At 61.0% G+C, this 15,757-nt stretch carries 18 protein-coding genes; 5 read left to right on the forward strand and 13 right to left on the reverse strand.

Features of this window, described 5'->3' with window-relative positions:
• Positions 1-11: 11 nt before the first annotated feature.
• From QTL95_RS25385 to QTL95_RS25395, 3 genes are all read right to left on the reverse strand, one after another.
• Positions 12-1,895: an ATP-binding cassette domain-containing protein gene (locus QTL95_RS25385; protein WP_289722671.1), complete on the reverse strand. Its 1,884-nt coding sequence runs from the start codon at positions 1,893-1,895 to the stop codon at positions 12-14.
• Positions 1,896-1,942: 47 nt separating this feature from the next.
• Complete coding sequence (locus QTL95_RS25390) at positions 1,943-2,992, reverse strand: GGDEF domain-containing protein (RefSeq protein WP_289722672.1); 1,050 nt, start codon at positions 2,990-2,992, stop codon at positions 1,943-1,945.
• A gap of 125 nt (positions 2,993-3,117) precedes the next feature.
• Complete coding sequence (locus tag QTL95_RS25395; RefSeq protein ID WP_289722673.1) at positions 3,118-3,642, reverse strand: DinB family protein; 525 nt, start codon at positions 3,640-3,642, stop codon at positions 3,118-3,120.
• 148 nt (positions 3,643-3,790) lie between these two features.
• Between QTL95_RS25395 and QTL95_RS25400 the strand changes: the two genes are divergently transcribed.
• The gene (locus QTL95_RS25400; protein WP_289722674.1) at positions 3,791-4,483 is read left to right on the forward strand and encodes a glutathione S-transferase family protein; all 693 of its coding nucleotides are present in this window, start codon (positions 3,791-3,793) and stop codon (positions 4,481-4,483) included.
• A gap of 104 nt (positions 4,484-4,587) precedes the next feature.
• Positions 4,588-5,010 (forward strand): nucleoside-diphosphate kinase, encoded by a 423-nt coding sequence (gene ndk / locus QTL95_RS25405; protein ID WP_018898730.1) that lies wholly within the window; start codon positions 4,588-4,590, stop codon positions 5,008-5,010.
• A 71-nt stretch (positions 5,011-5,081) separates the two neighbouring features.
• On the opposite strand, the gene QTL95_RS25410 is transcribed toward ndk, so the two are convergent.
• Together QTL95_RS25410 and QTL95_RS25415 are read right to left on the reverse strand one after the other, a co-directional pair.
• Entirely contained in the window at positions 5,082-5,585 is a 504-nt protein-coding gene (locus QTL95_RS25410; protein ID WP_289722675.1) for a hypothetical protein, read from the reverse strand.
• The gene (locus QTL95_RS25415) at positions 5,582-6,133 is read right to left on the reverse strand and encodes a CGNR zinc finger domain-containing protein (RefSeq protein WP_289722676.1); all 552 of its coding nucleotides are present in this window, start codon (positions 6,131-6,133) and stop codon (positions 5,582-5,584) included. The genes QTL95_RS25410 and QTL95_RS25415 overlap by 4 nt, the downstream gene beginning before the upstream one ends.
• A 60-nt stretch (positions 6,134-6,193) precedes the next feature.
• Here QTL95_RS25415 and QTL95_RS25420 point away from each other — a divergent pair, with 60 nt between their 5' ends.
• Entirely contained in the window at positions 6,194-7,090 is an 897-nt protein-coding gene (locus QTL95_RS25420; RefSeq protein ID WP_289722677.1) for a branched-chain amino acid ABC transporter permease, read from the forward strand.
• Here the strand turns inward: QTL95_RS25420 and QTL95_RS25425 are convergent, their stop codons facing one another.
• From QTL95_RS25425 to QTL95_RS25445, 5 genes are all read right to left on the reverse strand, one after another.
• Entirely contained in the window at positions 7,091-7,552 is a 462-nt protein-coding gene (locus QTL95_RS25425; RefSeq protein WP_289722678.1) for a molybdenum cofactor biosynthesis protein MoaE, read from the reverse strand. It abuts the gene before it with no gap.
• Positions 7,552-7,806 carry a molybdopterin converting factor subunit 1 gene (moaD, locus tag QTL95_RS25430; protein ID WP_289722679.1) on the reverse strand — a complete coding sequence of 85 codons (255 nt, stop codon included), beginning with the start codon at positions 7,804-7,806 and terminating at the stop codon, positions 7,552-7,554. Before moaD ends, QTL95_RS25425 begins: the two co-directional genes overlap by 1 nt.
• Entirely contained in the window at positions 7,803-8,390 is a 588-nt protein-coding gene (gene pgsA, locus QTL95_RS25435) for a CDP-diacylglycerol--glycerol-3-phosphate 3-phosphatidyltransferase (RefSeq protein WP_112536471.1), read from the reverse strand. Before pgsA ends, moaD begins: the two co-directional genes overlap by 4 nt.
• A gap of 111 nt (positions 8,391-8,501) precedes the next feature.
• Positions 8,502-10,541 carry an excinuclease ABC subunit UvrC gene (gene uvrC / locus QTL95_RS25440; RefSeq protein ID WP_289722680.1) on the reverse strand — a complete coding sequence of 680 codons (2,040 nt, stop codon included), beginning with the start codon at positions 10,539-10,541 and terminating at the stop codon, positions 8,502-8,504.
• Positions 10,538-11,305: an SDR family oxidoreductase gene (locus QTL95_RS25445; protein WP_289723168.1), complete on the reverse strand. Its 768-nt coding sequence runs from the start codon at positions 11,303-11,305 to the stop codon at positions 10,538-10,540. The genes uvrC and QTL95_RS25445 overlap by 4 nt, the downstream gene beginning before the upstream one ends.
• A 362-nt stretch (positions 11,306-11,667) precedes the next feature.
• Here QTL95_RS25445 and QTL95_RS25450 point away from each other — a divergent pair, with 362 nt between their 5' ends.
• A complete protein-coding gene (locus QTL95_RS25450; RefSeq protein ID WP_289722681.1) occupies positions 11,668-12,300 on the forward strand; it encodes an outer membrane protein in 633 nt (210 codons plus the stop codon).
• Positions 12,301-12,366: 66 nt separating this feature from the next.
• Here the strand turns inward: QTL95_RS25450 and QTL95_RS25455 are convergent, their stop codons facing one another.
• Entirely contained in the window at positions 12,367-13,206 is an 840-nt protein-coding gene (locus QTL95_RS25455) for an oxidoreductase (RefSeq protein ID WP_289722682.1), read from the reverse strand.
• A 107-nt stretch (positions 13,207-13,313) separates the two neighbouring features.
• Here QTL95_RS25455 and QTL95_RS25460 point away from each other — a divergent pair, with 107 nt between their 5' ends.
• Positions 13,314-14,219, forward strand: a complete 906-nt coding sequence (locus QTL95_RS25460; protein ID WP_289722683.1) for a LysR family transcriptional regulator — start codon at positions 13,314-13,316, stop codon at positions 14,217-14,219.
• Here the strand turns inward: QTL95_RS25460 and QTL95_RS25465 are convergent.
• Positions 14,210-14,806 carry a glutathione S-transferase family protein gene (locus QTL95_RS25465; protein WP_289722684.1) on the reverse strand — a complete coding sequence of 199 codons (597 nt, stop codon included), beginning with the start codon at positions 14,804-14,806 and terminating at the stop codon, positions 14,210-14,212. The two genes, QTL95_RS25460 and QTL95_RS25465, sit on opposite strands and share 10 nt — an antisense overlap.
• Positions 14,807-14,879: 73 nt before the next feature.
• Positions 14,880-15,752 carry a 23S rRNA (adenine(2030)-N(6))-methyltransferase RlmJ gene (locus QTL95_RS25470; RefSeq protein WP_289722685.1) on the reverse strand — a complete coding sequence of 291 codons (873 nt, stop codon included), beginning with the start codon at positions 15,750-15,752 and terminating at the stop codon, positions 14,880-14,882.
• Positions 15,753-15,757: the final 5 nt, after the last annotated feature.

The raw sequence follows: 15,757 nt of genomic DNA on the forward strand, positions 1-15,757 counted from the left end.
GGGGAGTGTGGCTATCCCGCCATAGCCTCTTCATACTCCGAAGATAGCTCCAGCCACTGTTCTTCCGCGGCAGCAAGCTTTGCCGCCGCTTCTCCGCGTTGCTTGGCCTTCTCCGCCGCCTTGGCGGGCGTCTTTTCGTAGAGCACGGGATCCGCAAGCTCTGCATCAAGAGCCTGAATCGTTTTCTCCAGCTTTCCGGTCAAGGATTCGATTTCGCTGATCTTTTTCTTCAGCGGCGCCAGCGAGGCGCGCTTGTCGGCATTCTGCTTGCGCTGTTCAGCCTTCGATGCCGCATCGTCGCTCGCTTGCGGCTTGTCGTCCTTCTTCTTGCCGGAGGCGACGACGATATCGCGATACTCGTCCATGTCGCCCTCGAAGGTCGTGACGGTACCGTTATTGACCAGCCACAGCCGGTCGACCGTTGCCTCGATCAGGTGCCTGTCGTGCGAGATCAGGATGACGGCGCCACTGTAGTCGTTCAGCGCCTCGATCAGCGCGCGACGGCTGTCGATGTCGAGATGGTTGGTCGGTTCGTCGAGGATCAGGAGGTTCGGCGCATGGAAGGCCGCAAGTCCCATCAGCAGACGCGCCTTTTCGCCGCCGGAGAGATCCTTCGCCGCCGTCGCCATCTTTTCCGTGGCAAGGCCCATCTGGGCGACGCGGGCGCGGACCTTGGCTTCCGGCGCGTCCGGCATCAGCCGGCGCACGTGCTCGACGGCCGACTGGTCCGGAATGAGGTCGTCGAGCTGATGCTGTGCGAAGAAGCCGATCTTCAGGCTCGGTGCCAGCTTCACCTGGCCGGCCTCGGCGTCGAGGCGGCCGGAGATGAATTTCGCGAATGTCGATTTGCCGTTGCCGTTCGAGCCGAGGAGGGCAATACGGTCGTCGTTGTCGATGCGAAGGTTGAGGTTCTTCAGGATCGGATTGCCGGGCGTGTAGCCGACGGCGCCGCCGCTGACCGCGACGATCGGCGAGGCGGGCTGCTTCTCGGGCTCGGGGAAGGTGATCGGCTGGACATGGCTCTCGATCACGGACGCGACCGTGCCCATGCGCTCCAGCGCCTTGACGCGGCTCTGCGCCTGCCGGGCCTTCGATGCCTTTGCCTTGAAGCGATCGATGAAGCTCTGCAGATGCTTGCGCGCCGCGTCGTTCTTCGCCTTGGCCTTGGTCTGCAACTCGTCGGCTTCTGCCTTCTGGCGCTCGAACTGGTCGTAGCCGCCGCGGTAGAAGGTGAGCTTCTGCTGGTCGAGGTGGACGATCGCGTTGACCGCGTTGTTCAAGAGGTCGCGATCATGGCTGATGATGATGACGGTATGCGGATAGCGACGGATATAATCCTCGAGCCAGAGCGTGCCTTCAAGGTCGAGATAGTTTGTCGGCTCGTCGAGAAGCAGCAGATCAGGTTCGGAAAACAGAACCGCCGCAAGCGCCACGCGCATGCGCCAACCGCCGGAGAAAGCCGATGCCGGGCGCGCCTGCGCCGCTTGGTCGAAGCCGAGGCCGGCAAGGATGCTTGCCGCGCGCGCTTCGGCCGAATGCGCGTCGATATCGACGAGCCGCATCTGGATTTCGGCGATCCGGTGCGGATCGCTGGCGGTCTCCGCCTCAGTGAGAAGCGCGGTGCGCTCCTTGTCGGCCGCAAGCACGATCTCGATAAGCGGCTGTTCCGTTCCCGGCGCTTCCTGGGCCACCTGGCCGATGCGCGCGTTCTTCGGGATCGAGACGGAACCGGACTCCGATCCGAGATCGCCGGTGATGACGCGAAACAGCGTGGATTTGCCCGCGCCGTTTCTCCCCACGAGACCGGCCTTGGTTCCGCTCGGAAGCGAAACGCTGGCATGGTCGAGAAGCAGGCGGCCTGCGATGCGGGCGGAGATGTCCGAGATCGTGATCATGCCCGGCGTTTTGGCCGAAAGCCGCGATCAGCGCAAGGGCCTGTCGTTCAGCGTCCGAAGGCCTGTACGGGCTGGTGGCGGTTGGTCTGCGCGGCGTGGAGCGCGATGCGCGCGTTGGCCTGCAGTTGCGACGCCGTGGCCGCGTCTGCGCTGAGCGCGATCCCCAGCGAAACCGTCATGCGCGTTGCCGGCACGGTCTCCGTGGCAGCGAAGATGATGTGCTCTTCCACAGACCTGCGCAGCCGCTCGGCAATTGCCGTCGCCTCCTGCATGCCGACATTGGCGAAGACAAAGGTGAACTCGTCACCATCGGTGCGCGCCACGAAATCGTTCTTCTTGATCGACTTGCGAAAGAGATCGGCAAGCTTCTTCAAAAGCCGCGTGCCGGCCTGCGTGCCGTAGCGACCGTTGAGAACCTTGAAGTCGTCGATATCGACCATGATCAGCGCGTTGCCGGCAGCGCCTTCGTCGCGTTCGTAGAGATCGAGCACCGTCTGGCTGAGCGCGATGCGATTGGGAAGACCGGTCAGCTTGTCGGTGGAGGAGGCGGATTGCGCCGCAGCGACGCCACGTTCCAGCGCTTCCAGCCGGTCGATGTCGCCACGCAGTTTGGCCTCGAGGTTCGTCTCGCCCGCGAGCACGTTGGTGAGTGCCGTCGACAGAAATTCCATCTCGCTCATAAGGCCCGACAGGCTCTGGGTCGGCGAACCGGAGATCGAATGCAGCACTGTCTCGGCGGCGCGCAGGAAGGACTGCTTCTGGCGCAGGCTTTCACTCAGCCGCTCCGCGGCGTCGCGAAGCATCTTTCCCATTTCCGCCTGCGAGGCCTCGTTGACCAGACCGCAATGACTGACAAGCCGGTATTTCAGGCCGAGCTCGTCAAGCGCCGGTTGGCGCGGCGTCGGGCCAAGTGCTGCGATCTCCTGGGCGAGCGCCGCGTTCTGGCCGATGATGGCGTCGTGAAAGAGTTCGTAGTTGCGCGGCAGCCCGGCAATGCCGAGCCGCGTCATGTGCTGGCTGATGCGTTGAATATCGGTTGCTGCTGCCGGGCGCGGGGTTTCGCGCTGTACCTGTGCATTCGCTCCTGCATGCTGCATGACGGCTCCCTCGCTCTGTGGTCCTGTCCGACCTGGCGTTGTATCCGCTATGCACCCCAGGATTTAATATTAGTTGAATTGAGGGTGCAGCAATTGCGCGGCAGGCAAGCGATCGAAGAACGCGGTTAATGCTGTCTTGACGTCATCCACTGCCTGCCGTCCGCGCGCAGGAAGGCGATCATGTCAAGCACGACGGAGGACTGGCCGAGCGAAGTGAGGATCGTGTGGACCTGGCCGCGATGATGGGTCTGATGGTTGAACACATGGGCGAGCATCACGCCGAGCGGTTCCGTCATCGGCTCGGGCACCGTTACCGGCGTATAGTGGACGAGGCGCTCGAAATCCTCCGGCCCGAACGAGGCGGTAAGGTCGATGAACCTGCGGTCTTCCGCTTCGCGTGCCCGGCGCAGTTCGGAAAGGTCGTCATGGAGAATGACGTTGAGTTCCATCGGCGCCACTCCGTTGCCGGTGATGCGGCGCAACCAGATGCGATCGGCGACGAGAAGGTGGTTGAGCGTGCGATGCGCGGAGCCGAAAAAGGCGCCACGGTCGGCACGGTAGTCCGCGTCGGGCAGCGCAGCACAGGCGTCGTAGATCCGCGCATTGGCCCAGCGATTGTAATCGGCAAGCATCTGGAAATGGCGCTGCATCGTTTGCTCTCCTTTATCGGCCATCTTTCGTGCAATGCAACCGGAATGTCGATCCTTCGTATTGATACCATTCATGAAATCTTCTGATTGGATCGTATCGCCATTCGCGGCCATCATCGTGACCCATCCCCTGATCCGGAGCAGACCCATGACCACTCGCATTCTCTATTCGCTCTGCGGCACCGACGAGAGCCGGCCTTTTTCGCCCCATTGCTGGAAGGTGGTCCTGGCGCTCAGGCACAAGGGCCTCGACTTCGTCGAGAAGCCGGCACCGTTCACCCGGATCCCGGTTCTGGAGAACGGCTTTTCCAAGACCGTGCCGATCCTGAGAGACGGCAATGAACTCATTCGCGACAGTTTCGATATCGCGCTTTATCTGGAAGAGCGCTACCCGGATCGCCCGACCTTGTTTGGCGGCGAGGGCGGCAAGGCGCTTTCGCGTTTCGTCGAACGCTTCTCGCAGTCGATCGTGCATCCGGCGATCACAGGCATCGCGGTTGCCGACATTCACGACATTCTGGGCGAGGCCGACCAGGTCTATTTCCGCTCCTCGCGGGAAAAGATGCTTGGGCGGACGCTTGAAGACATGCGTTCCGGACGTGATGCGGCGGTCGCGGGGTTTGCCGCAAAGCTGGAGCCCGTGCGCCAGACGCTGGCCTTCCAGCCTTTCCTCGGCGGAGACGCGCCGCTGTTTGCCGATTACATCCTGTTCGGCGCATTGCAATGGATGCGGATTACCGCCGGTACCGAAGTCTTTACTGGGGATGACCCGGTCGGCTTGTGGTTCGATCGATGCCTCGATCTCTTCGACGGCGTGGGCCGTAGTGTGACGGCCGCGTGAAATTGAACGCGGTAAGGCGGCAATAGCCTAAACCCCCTTGTTTCCGGCGAAAGGGACGGGTAGATACCGCCCACTTTCCACGGGAATTAAAAGGAACAGACGATATGGCGATTGAACGCACCTTCTCGATGATCAAGCCGGACGCAACGAAGCGCAACCTGACCGGCGCCATCACCAAGGTATTCGAAGACAACGGCCTGCGCATCATCGCCTCCAAGCGCGTATGGATGTCCAAGCGCGAAGCCGAAGGCTTCTACGCCGTTCACAAGGAACGCCCCTTCTTCGGCGAACTGGTTGAAGGCATGACCTCCGGCCCGACCATCGTTCAGGTCCTGGAAGGCGAAAACGCCATCCTGAAGAACCGCGAAATCATGGGCGCCACCAACCCTGCTAACGCTGACGAAGGCACGATCCGCAAGCAGTTCGCCCTGTCGATCGGCGAAAACTCGGTTCACGGCTCGGACGCTCCTGAGACCGCCGTCCAGGAAATCGCCTACTGGTTCGCCGAAACCGAAATCGTCGGCTGATTCAAAAGCGCAGCCCAACGGCTGAACCTTTTGAAATGACTCTGAAAGCCCGGCCACTGCGCCGGGCTTTTTCATGTCGCGGGGCAATTGTCAGCGCTGTGGTAATCCACGCTGCCATCAGCTTTGAACACGTCCGGGTTCTTGGTGTAGAGCGGCCCCACGACCAGCGGTTTGCCGGGCATGATCGACTGATCGACATCAGATGTCACCGTCGTCTTCAAGCTCTGCAACGTGCTTCCCTTGGCATCTACGAGGCGGATGCTGACCGTATAGGGGCGATCCTTCTTGACGCAATGAATGGCCGGGCTCTGCAGGGTGATCCGGTCCCAGGCGGGAAAAATCTTCTCCTCCGTCACCAGCGGATCGCCGCCCGCAGGGTTCTCGAACTCGGCGATCGCAACCGCGCCCTCCGGCAACGTCCCCTTCTTGTTCAGCGTTACAAGATAGGTCGCGATCGCGACGCGGTAGTTGAACACGAAGACATGCCCGCTCACCTCGACCGCTTCCTCGTTCTGCCGTTGACAACCGCTCAGCGCCGCTGCCGCGCTTATCAGCAGGATCGAAACTCCTTTCATGGCGCTTCCTCCTCTTTTCGCCGCCGGTAGTGCCGGTTCGCCTTGGCTCGGTTGCCGCAGACCGCCATGTCGCACCAGGCGCGGCTCCTGTTCTTGCTGCGATCAAGAAACAGCCAGCCGCAATTGCCGCAGATCTTCATCCGCTCGGGCTCGGGCATCGAGACCAGTCGCAGAGCGGAATGTGCTGTCGCATGGCCTATAGCTCCTGCCGCTTCCGGCTGCCTCAACGTCCCCGCCACCGCCTCCAGCAGATCGGCGAGCAACAGGTCGTCGCTGCCGCTCAGCACCCGCTTTCGAAAATAGCGATCCGTCGCTTCCCTGAGCGTGATCAGGCCTTCCTTGCTGTTCGCGGTCGGCGCAATCATGCCCCCGAAGAGGGCGCGCTCGGCGCAGAATTTCGCGGCGGCGGCGGGAAACGCTTCCCAATTCTCCCGCACGGCGAAGCGATCGACGCGAAGCGCGTCGTCATGCCTGAGTATGACGCTGTTGGCGACATCAAGCGCCAACGCGCCGCCGGAGAAGCGATGGGCGGTCCACGAAAAGGTCATGCGCAAATATAACTGGTAAAAAGCATTTTGCCAGTTATGATTTCTGCGTGGGGAGTGTTCATGGCCTATCTGCTGCAGCAACTGGCGAATGCGATACCGCTGGCGGCGCTCTATGCAACGCTTGCTTTTGGCTATTCACTGGCGTTCGGCGTGACGCGGCGGGCTGATATCACTTACGGCGCCATCTTCGCTTTCTCCGGCCAGATCCTGCTGCTGTTCACCGACATCGCCTATAACAGGCTGTGGCTTATCCTGCCGGCTGCGATCGCGCTGGGGGCACTGGCATCGTTGGCCTATTCGATAGTGGCAACAGTCTGGATTGGACGGTCGGTCATGCGCCCGCTCGTCCGCCAGTCGTCGAACGCGGTGATCGTCGCCGCCCTCGGCATCTCGATCGTCCTCATGGAGACGGCCAGGCTAGCCTCGGAGACCAAGAGCCTGTGGCTTTCTCCTTTCCTCAACGGTAGCGTTACATTTTGGAGCGATGGTGCATTCGACGTCCGGCTGACGCAGATTCAGCTGATCAACACGGCGCTGATGTGCGCCATGACGGCGATCGGAGCGGTCGCGCTGAAGCGCACGTCGTGGGGCCGAGCTTGGCGCGCGGTGACCGACGATCCCCTGGCATCCGAGCTTTGCGGCATCAGTGCAGGCAGGGTATTTCTGCTCGCTTATGCGGCGGCCGGCCTCGTCGCGACACTCTGCGGCATCCTCGCTACCTTCTACTATGGAACGATGGACTTCGGCGCGGGCCTGATGTTCGGGCTGAAGGTGTTGATGGTGGCCGCTGCCGGCGGTTATTCAGATCCGCTGAAATCGGCGGCGGGCGCGGGTCTTCTCGGATTGCTGGAAACGCTCTGGAGCGCATACGGCTCGGTGCTGTGGCGCGACCCGGTGGTCTTCGCGCTGCTCGTGCTTCTTCTGGTTCTCAGCCGGCGCGAGCGCGCGGTGCCGTAGCTACTTCCACTTATCCCGCGCGGCATCGTCGGCATGCTTGGCCTCGACCCATTCTCCGCTCGCGCCGTCGCGACCGTGCTCCTTCTTCCAGAAGGGCGCCGCCGTCTTCAGAAAATCCATGACGAAGCTGGTGCCATCGAAGGCAGCCTGGCGGTGGGGTGCGGCGGCAATCACCAGAACGATATTCTCGCCCGCCGCGATCTTGCCGTAGCGATGGATCGCGGTCAGTCCGCGCAGATTGAATCGCTCGATCGCCATCTCCGCGATCCGCGTCATCTCCGCTTCGGCCATGCCGGGGTAATGCTCGAGTTCGAGTGCCGTGAGCGTTCCGCCTTCATCGCGGCAGAGCCCGGAAAAGGTGACGATGGCGCCGATCCCGGGCTTCCCTTTGGTCAGGAGTTCGATTTCGGCCTGCAGGTCGAAATCCTCGCTCTGCACGCGGATGGTCGGCGCCGGCAGCATCAGCCGCCCGTCATCGGCGGGAAGATGCCGATCTCGCGCGCGTCGCCAATCGGCTCGTCGTGCTCGATATGCTCCTGATCCAACGCCACGCGGATGACGTCGGGAAACTGAAGCGCCGTCTCATATTCCTCGCCCAAGGTCATCAAATGATTCAGAAGATCGGAGACAGTCACTACGGAGGGGGGCAGGGCGATCTCTTCCTCGCTCTTGCCGATCCGTTCACGCACCCAGGCGAAATAGATGAGCTTTGTCATTCGTCTTCCACGATGTGCTTGAGGCCGGCGCGGAAATAGTCGTAGCCGGTATAGATGGTCAGGATCGCGGCGATCCAGAGAAGGCCGATGCCGGTCATTGTCGTGTAGGGAAATATCTCGTCTCCGGCAGGGCCGGCCAGCAGGAAGGCGATGGCGACCAGCTGCACGGTTGTCTTCCACTTGGCGATACGGGTGACCGGAACGCTGACCTTCAGCGCCGCCAGATATTCGCGCAGGCCCGACACGAGAATTTCACGGCAGAGAATGGTGATCGCCGCCCAGATCGACCAGCCGGCAATGGTCTGATCGGCCGCGACCAGGAGCAGGATGGAGGCAACCAGCAGCTTGTCGGCGATCGGATCGAGCATGCGGCCGATGTTCGACGTCTGGTTCCAGATACGCGCGAGATAGCCGTCGAGAAAATCGGTGATTGACGCGATGACGAAGATCCACAGCGCAACCCATCGCGCCGTGTTGCTGATCGCCAGTTTGCCTTCGAGGAAGAAGCACAGGACGATGAGCGGCACGGCCAGAATGCGGCCATAGGTCAGCAGATTGGGGATATTGTAAGCGCGCGAAGCCATGAAGTGTTTTCTCTGAATTGATGCGTCCGTAGATGACGGACTTGATCGCAAGGCGTCAACATTCTTTCTGTTTTTTCTCTGCCTTTGCGTGGAATTTGCGACCGACGCCACCTATTTCGCGGCGTCGTCATGAAAATGATTGTAAACCTGCTTGGCGACCGTCTCCGAAATGCCCTCGACGGCCATCAGATCCGACAGTGCTGCCCGCGAAACCGCCTTGGCGGTGCCGAAATGCTGTAGCAGTGCACGTTTGCGTGAAGGGCCGATGCCGCCGATCTCGTCGAGCGGATTTTTCACCATCTCCTTCTTGCGCCGCGCCCGATGCGAGCCGATGGCAAACCGATGCGCTTCGTCGCGCATACGCTGGGTGAAGTAGAGCACCGGATCGCGTGGCGGCAGCGTGAAGTTGTCGCCCCCCGGTAGGAAGAAGCGCTCGCGTCCCGCCTCTCGGTCGGCGCCCTTGGCGACGCCGATGGCGGTGACGCTGTCGGTGATCCCGAGCTCCTCGAGAATCGCGCGGACGGCGGTCATCTGTCCTTGACCACCGTCGATCAAGATCACGTCAGGCCATGCGGGGAAGGGCATGTCTACCGCATCCGCCGCCGCAACGGACTGGCTCCTGTCGGGAATGCCTTCTTCCTTGATGAGCCGCGTGAAGCGGCGGGTCATCACCTCGCGCATCATCCCGAAGTCGTCGCCAGGGGTGATGTCGGTCGATTTGATGTTGAACTTGCGATACTGGTTCTTGACGAAGCCTTCCGGCCCCGCGACCACCATGCCGCCGACAGCGTTCGTGCCCATGATATGGGAGTTGTCGTAAATCTCGACGCGCTGCGGAATGTAGGAGAGCTTGAACGTATCCTTGAAGCCTTCGAGCAGTCTCGATTGGGATGCTGTTTCGGCGAGCTTGCGCCCATGCGCCTCGCGCGCATTGCCCATGACGTGATCGACCAGATCGCGTTTCTCGCCGCGCTGCGGCACCAGCACCGAAATCTTGTGGCCTGCCTTTTCTCCCAGCGCGGCGGCCAAAAGCTCCATCTCGTCCACCGTTTCCGACAGCAGGATCTGCTTCGGCACCGGCTTGTCGTCGTAGAACTGTGCCAGGAAGGCGCTCAGCACTTCGGCGCCCGACAGTTGTGGGTCGGCCTTCGGGAAATAGGCGCGGTTACCCCAGTTCTGGCCGGTGCGGAAGAAGAACACCTGGATGCAGGAAATCCCGCCCTCGTGGTAGATCGCGAAGACGTCGGCCTCCTCGACGCCGGCAGGATTGATGCCCTGATGGCTTGAGACGTGCGAGAGCGAGGCGAGGCGGTCGCGATAGACCGCGGCCCGCTCGAAATCGAGGTCCTCGGCCGCCTCGTTCATGGCCTCGGCCATATGCGCCTTCACTTTCTGGCTCTTGCCGGAAAGGAAGTCCTTCGCCTCTTGCACCAGTTCGCCATACCCCGCATCGCTGATCTCATGCGTGCAGGGGGCGGAACAGCGCTTGATCTGGTAGAGCAGGCAGGGGCGCGTTCGCGTCTCGAACACGCTGTCAGTGCAGGTGCGGATCAGGAAGGCGCGCTGCAGCGAGTTGATCGTGCGGCCAACGGCGCCGGCGGATGCGAAGGGGCCGAAGTAATCGCCCTTGCGGGCGCGCGCGCCACGATGTTTCAGGATAGCAGGGGCGCGATGGTCGCCCGAGATCAGGATATATGGAAACGACTTGTCGTCGCGCAGAAGCACGTTAAAGCGCGGCCGCAACCGCTTGATCAGATTCGCTTCCAGAAGAAGCGCTTCGATCTCGGTTCTTGTTGTCACGAACTCCATATGCGCCGTCTGCCGCACCATTTGCGCGATGCGGTTCGAGTGCACGCGGCCGAGCGCGTAGTTGCTCACGCGCTTCTTCAGGCTGCGCGCCTTGCCGACATAGAGCACGTCGCCGGCCTCATTGAACATGCGGTAGACGCCGGGGCTATTCGGCAGCCGCTTGACGAATTCCGCGATCAGGTCGGCGCCGACAAGCCCCGTCTCGTTGCTGCCGCCTTCGTTCCAGTCGATGGCAGAGGCAACGGGCGAGGCAGAGCTTTCGCCTTCCACCTCGATATCGTCGTCGGTCTCGTCATTTTCGTCGTAAAGAACGCCGCCATCCGGCAGCTTCCTTGAATTCATTCCGTAATCTCCGCCACATCGGGCGTTTGCCATGCAAGATGCTGGCCGCCGTCGAGGGCAATCATTTGGCCGGTGATCGAGGGCGTATCATAGAGGAAGCGGATCGTCCGTCCGAACTCGCCGAATCCCGGCCCCGCCTTCATGATAAGGCCGTCCACCTGAGCCTGGAAGTCCTCTTCGCTCTGCCGCGCGCTGCGAACCGTTGGGCCGGGGCCAATCGCGTTGACGCGGATGCGCGGCGCGAAGCTCTGCGCCATCGTCTGCGTTGCCGTCCACAGTGCTGCCTTGGAGAGTGTATAGGAATAAAATCCGGGATTGAGCGCCCAGACCCGTTGGTCGATCACATTTATGATGAGCCCTGCACGGTCTTCCGGCAGTTGTTCCGCGAATGCGGCGGAGAGGATCGATGGCGCCCGCACGTGCAGCGCGAAATGCTCGTCCCATGCCGCAGCGTCAAAGTGGTGTGCCGAATCATTGTGGAAGGCGGAGGCGTTGTTAACCAGCAAATCGATAGGGCCAATCGCCTCGAAAGCCTTTTTTATCAGCCCGTTGGCGGCTTCGAAATTCTTCAAATCGGCGTGAAGCGCAATCGCTGTTTTTCCCTTTCGCCGCAATTCTGCCGCAAAATTTTCTGCCTCGGCGATGGAACCATTCGCGTGGATCGCGACGGAAAAGCCGTTCTCGGCGAGATCCTCAGCAATCGCGCGGCCTATTCTTTTTGCCGCGCCCGTGACCACAGCTGTTCGAAGTCTTCCACCGCTCAAGATCATGCCTTTTCATCGCTCAACTCTGCTCTCCGACTATATAGGGGCGGGGGAAGACCAGATAAATAGGCGTTTTCATTGATCCAAAGCTCGAAACGCGGTATGTATTATTTGCAAGTATATTTCCATAAAATAAGTATTGTTGTTTTAACCATTCGTTATGGTTAATGAATATCCTGTTGCGGTGAAGCAACATCCAATTCTCGTCACCCAGCAGCCACAATCAAATCACAATTTGGCTCTTCCAAATCCGCAATTGGACATCAATTTCCCTCCCGAACCGCAAGGGACATGTGTAATTGCTCGCGAATGCTTCGCTGTGAAACAGTTGACGAAGGGCGCGGGTTTGAAAGGAGACGAGTATGCGTACTTTTATTGCTAGCCTGATGGTTTCGACCGTTGCCCTGGGTGGCTTCTCTGCAGCTTACGCAGCAGACGCCGTTGACCAGATCCCGGAAGCCCCGATCGCTCAGAACGACGTTGCCCCGGCCGGCAACTGGCAGGGCTTCTACCTCGGCGGCGCCGGCACCTACAACATGGGCGGCTTTGGCGACAAGTACAATGCTCGCGCTCTCGGCGGTCAGATCTACACCGGCTACAACTGGCAGCAGGGCCAGATCGTATACGGCGTTGAAGCCGACATCGGCTACTCCGGCGCTGACGGCGCTGCCCGCGACGGCATCGGCAAGAACGAAGTCAACGGCTCTGTCCGTGGCCGTATCGGTTACGACCTGAACCCCTTCCTGCTCTACGGCACGGCTGGTCTGGCTGTCGGCAAGAACAAGTTTAGCAACAGCGTTGGCTCTGACACCGACGTCGCTGCCGGCTACACCGTTGGCGCAGGTGCTGAAACCTTCATCACCAACAACATCACGGCTCGTGTTGAATACCGCTACACCGACTACCAGACCAACGACTACAACATCGGCGGCTCGACTGTTTCGCGCGGCTACGATGAGCACAGCGTCAAGGTCGGTATCGGCATGAAGTTCTAAGCCGAACAAAGTACATGAAAAAGCCGGGCCCAGCGCCCGGCTTTTTTGTTCTTGGCGGCCTGACGTTTATTTACCTGTCGGGAAATCCGTCGATACCGCAAGCTCCCGCCATGTAGCCAGTTCTTCGGCGACGCTTGCATTCTTCCTCTCGATCGCGGCCACTGTATCGCTGCCGAAGGGCATCCGAAGCGGCGGATGGTCGGAATGCGTGAGCGTGATCATCGCCTTGGCGAAGCGGGCAGGGTCCCCGGGCTGCTGGTGGTTATGGCCGGCCGCGAATTCGCGCATGGCGCCAACAGGCGTCTCGGCGTAATCGGCAATCGAACTCGGGCTCACCGATAGCGAGCTCTCGTCCAGGAAATCGGTACGGAAGAAGCCGGGCTCGACGACCGTCGCCTTGATGCCGAGCGGCGCGACCTCGGCGGCAAGCGCTTCCGTCAGTCCTTCAACCGCGAACTTGGTCGAGCAATAGACACCCCAGCCGGCATGCGAGACATAGCCGCCGATCGACGAGATGTTGAGGATATGGCCGGAACGCTGCCGGCGCATATGCGGCAGCACGGCGCGGGTCACCTTCAACAGGCCAAAGACGTTGGCCGCGTATAGCTTCTCAATCTCATCGTTGGTCGCCTCCTCGACGGCGCCGAGCGGGCCGAAGCCGGCATTGTTGAGCAGGATATCGATCCGCCCGAAGCGTTTGACGGCTTGCTCGGCGGCGGCGTGCGCCGAGGCTTCATCCGTCACATCAAGCGCGACGGTCAACAGATTCGAATGATTCTGCAATTTCTCCTGCAGTCCTTTCGGATTGCGCGCCGTGGCGACGACCGCATCGCCGGCATTCAAGGCTTCCTGGGTGATAAGGGCGCCGAAGCCGCGCGACGCACCGGTGATGAACCAAACACGCATGACGTTTTCCTTTCGGGTTGTGATTTCTTGACATCCCGAAATTAGCCCATGCATATAGCTGAGAGAATTTCCCTTCTACTTCATGAGCTAGTGAGAAATATTCAGCAATGAAACGCGTGCGATCCACCGATCTCGCGATCTTCCTGGCGATAGCCAATCATCGCAGCTTTCGAAAGGCGGCCGTCGATCTCGGCGTTACGCCCTCCGCTCTCAGCCACGCGTTGAGAGCGATCGAAGAGAGGCTGGAAGTGCGCCTCGTCAACCGCACTACCCGCGGCGTGGCATTGACGGAAGCAGGAGCGCGCCTCTTCGATCGGATACGCCCGGCCTTTCTCGATATCGATGCAGCGCTTGACGATCTCGACACCTTCCGCGGCCAGCCATACGGCAAGCTGCGCATCAATGCCCCCCGTGCGGCGGCCAAGCTGGTGCTGTTGCCGATCGTCTCACGTTTTCTGAAAGCGCATCCATCCGTCGAGGTCGAGATCGTCGTCAACGACGCGTTGATTGACATGGTCTCGTCTGGCTTCGACGCCGGCATACGCTTCGGCGAAAGCATAGCGGCGGATATGATCGCGATCCCTATCGGGCCGCGCCACAGCTTCGCCATTGTCGGCACGCCGGGCTATTTCGAAGGCAGGGCCAGGCCGCTGACGCCGCATGATTTGAAGGACCACGTTTGCATCCGATTGCGCTTCAGCGGTGGCTCTTTCTATCATTGGGAATTCGAGCGCGGCGGCATCGAGTTGGAGATCGAAGTGCAGGGGCCGCTGACTTTAGGCGACCAGGACATCATCCGCGATGCAGTGCTTCAGGGCGACGGTCTGGGGTATCTGTTCGAGGATCAGGTGCGGGACGAGATCGAGGCCGGCCGATTGGTGCGGGTGCTTGAGGATTGGTGCCCCCATTACCCGGGCTTCTTCCTCTATTATCCGAGCCGCCGGCAGCTGCCGACGGCGTTGCGCGCCTTCATCGATTTCGTGAAAGCGGAGCGCGATCGTGCTCAGCCCTGAGGCTTGAGCTCCGCATATCCAGGGAATTTCTTCTCGAAGTCACGAATCCAACCGATCAGCTCGGAATGCTCGGCTTCCCACTGTCCCTTGAAGCGCAGGTCGAGGTAGCCGAGCGTTGCCGCCAGCGCGAAATGGCCGCCATGCAGCTTCTTGCCGATCTTCGGCAGATGAACGCTCAGGTGGTTGAGGCCGCTGATGACCTTCTTCCACTGCCGGTCGATCCAAGGCTGGTGGATCTTTTCCTCGTCACGGAAGCGACGCTCGTAGACGATGGCGAGGAGGCAATCGCAAATGCCGTCGCACAGCGCTTCCAGCACTTCGGCCTCCACGCGCTTGCCGTCCTTCGACGGATAGAGCTGCTTGCCCTTCAGTCGCCCGAAATGGTGCATGATCGCGACGCTGTCGAAGATGGAAACGCCGTCATCCGTCAGCACCGTCGGGATTTTGCCCAACGGATTGTTGTCCACGAGGATCGCGGGGCCGGCGTTGGTGTCGACGCGGATCTCGGTTGCGCCCAGCTCGAGATAGCGAGCGGCCATCCTGACCTTGCTGGAATAGGGGGATGCGGGCGCGCAGAGGATCTTCATCGTCGGTCTCTTTCAAAATGCCTGGCAAAATATCTGGAATGCGGCCGGACTATTCCGCGCATAAAAGAGTCGGTCAATCCTCTTTCACGGCCTTGTTTTCACCGCGCAGCCAGAACGCCCGGTGCGAGGCATAACGGTCCTGCGCCATATGGTCCTTCAGCGCCGGCAGCAGCTGATGCAGCTCGTCCTTCAGCGTATAAGGCGGGTTGACGATGATGAGCCCCGAGCCCGTCAGTCCCGTAACCATTCCGCGGTCGCTGCGCACGGTGAGTTCGGCGCAGAGTGTCTTCGGAATATCGAGCGCCTGCAGCGCCTCGTGGAATTCCTTGATCGGCGCACCCTTCTTGATCGGATACCACAGGCAATAGGTGCCGCCGGGGAAGCGGCGATAGGCCTTGGCGAGGCCATCGACCAGCCGCTCATATTCGCCGCCTTCCTCGAAGGGCGGATCGACAAGCACGATGCCGCGCTTCTCCTTCGGCGGCAGATGCGCGCCGAGCGACAGCCAGCCGTCGAGCTCGGTGATGCGGGCATGATGATCGCCCTCGAACAGGCGATGCAGTCGCTGATAATCCTCGGGGTGCAACTCCATCGCCGAAAGCCGGTCCTGCGGCCGGAAGAGCATGCGCGAGAGCTTCGGCGAGCCCGGATAGTAGCGCATGCCGCCTTCGGGGTTGAGCTCGCGGATTGCACTCAGATAGGGCTCCAGCAATTCGGCCACCTGCGGCGCGAGCTCGGCCTCCATGATCTTGCCGATCCCGTCGCGCCACTCGCCTGTTTTCTGTGCCTCTTCCGAGGACAGGTCGTAGAGCCCGATGCCCGCATGCGTGTCAAGCACGCGGAAGCCCGCATCCTTCTTCTGCATATAGATGACGAGCCGCGCCAGAACGGCGTGCTTCAGGACATCGGCAAAGTTGCCCGCATGATAGATGTGGCGGTAGTTCATTTTCG

Origin of the sequence: Rhizobium sp. S152, from assembly GCF_030380735.1 — a bacterium.
In the GTDB taxonomy this organism is placed as follows: domain Bacteria; phylum Pseudomonadota; class Alphaproteobacteria; order Rhizobiales; family Rhizobiaceae; genus Rhizobium.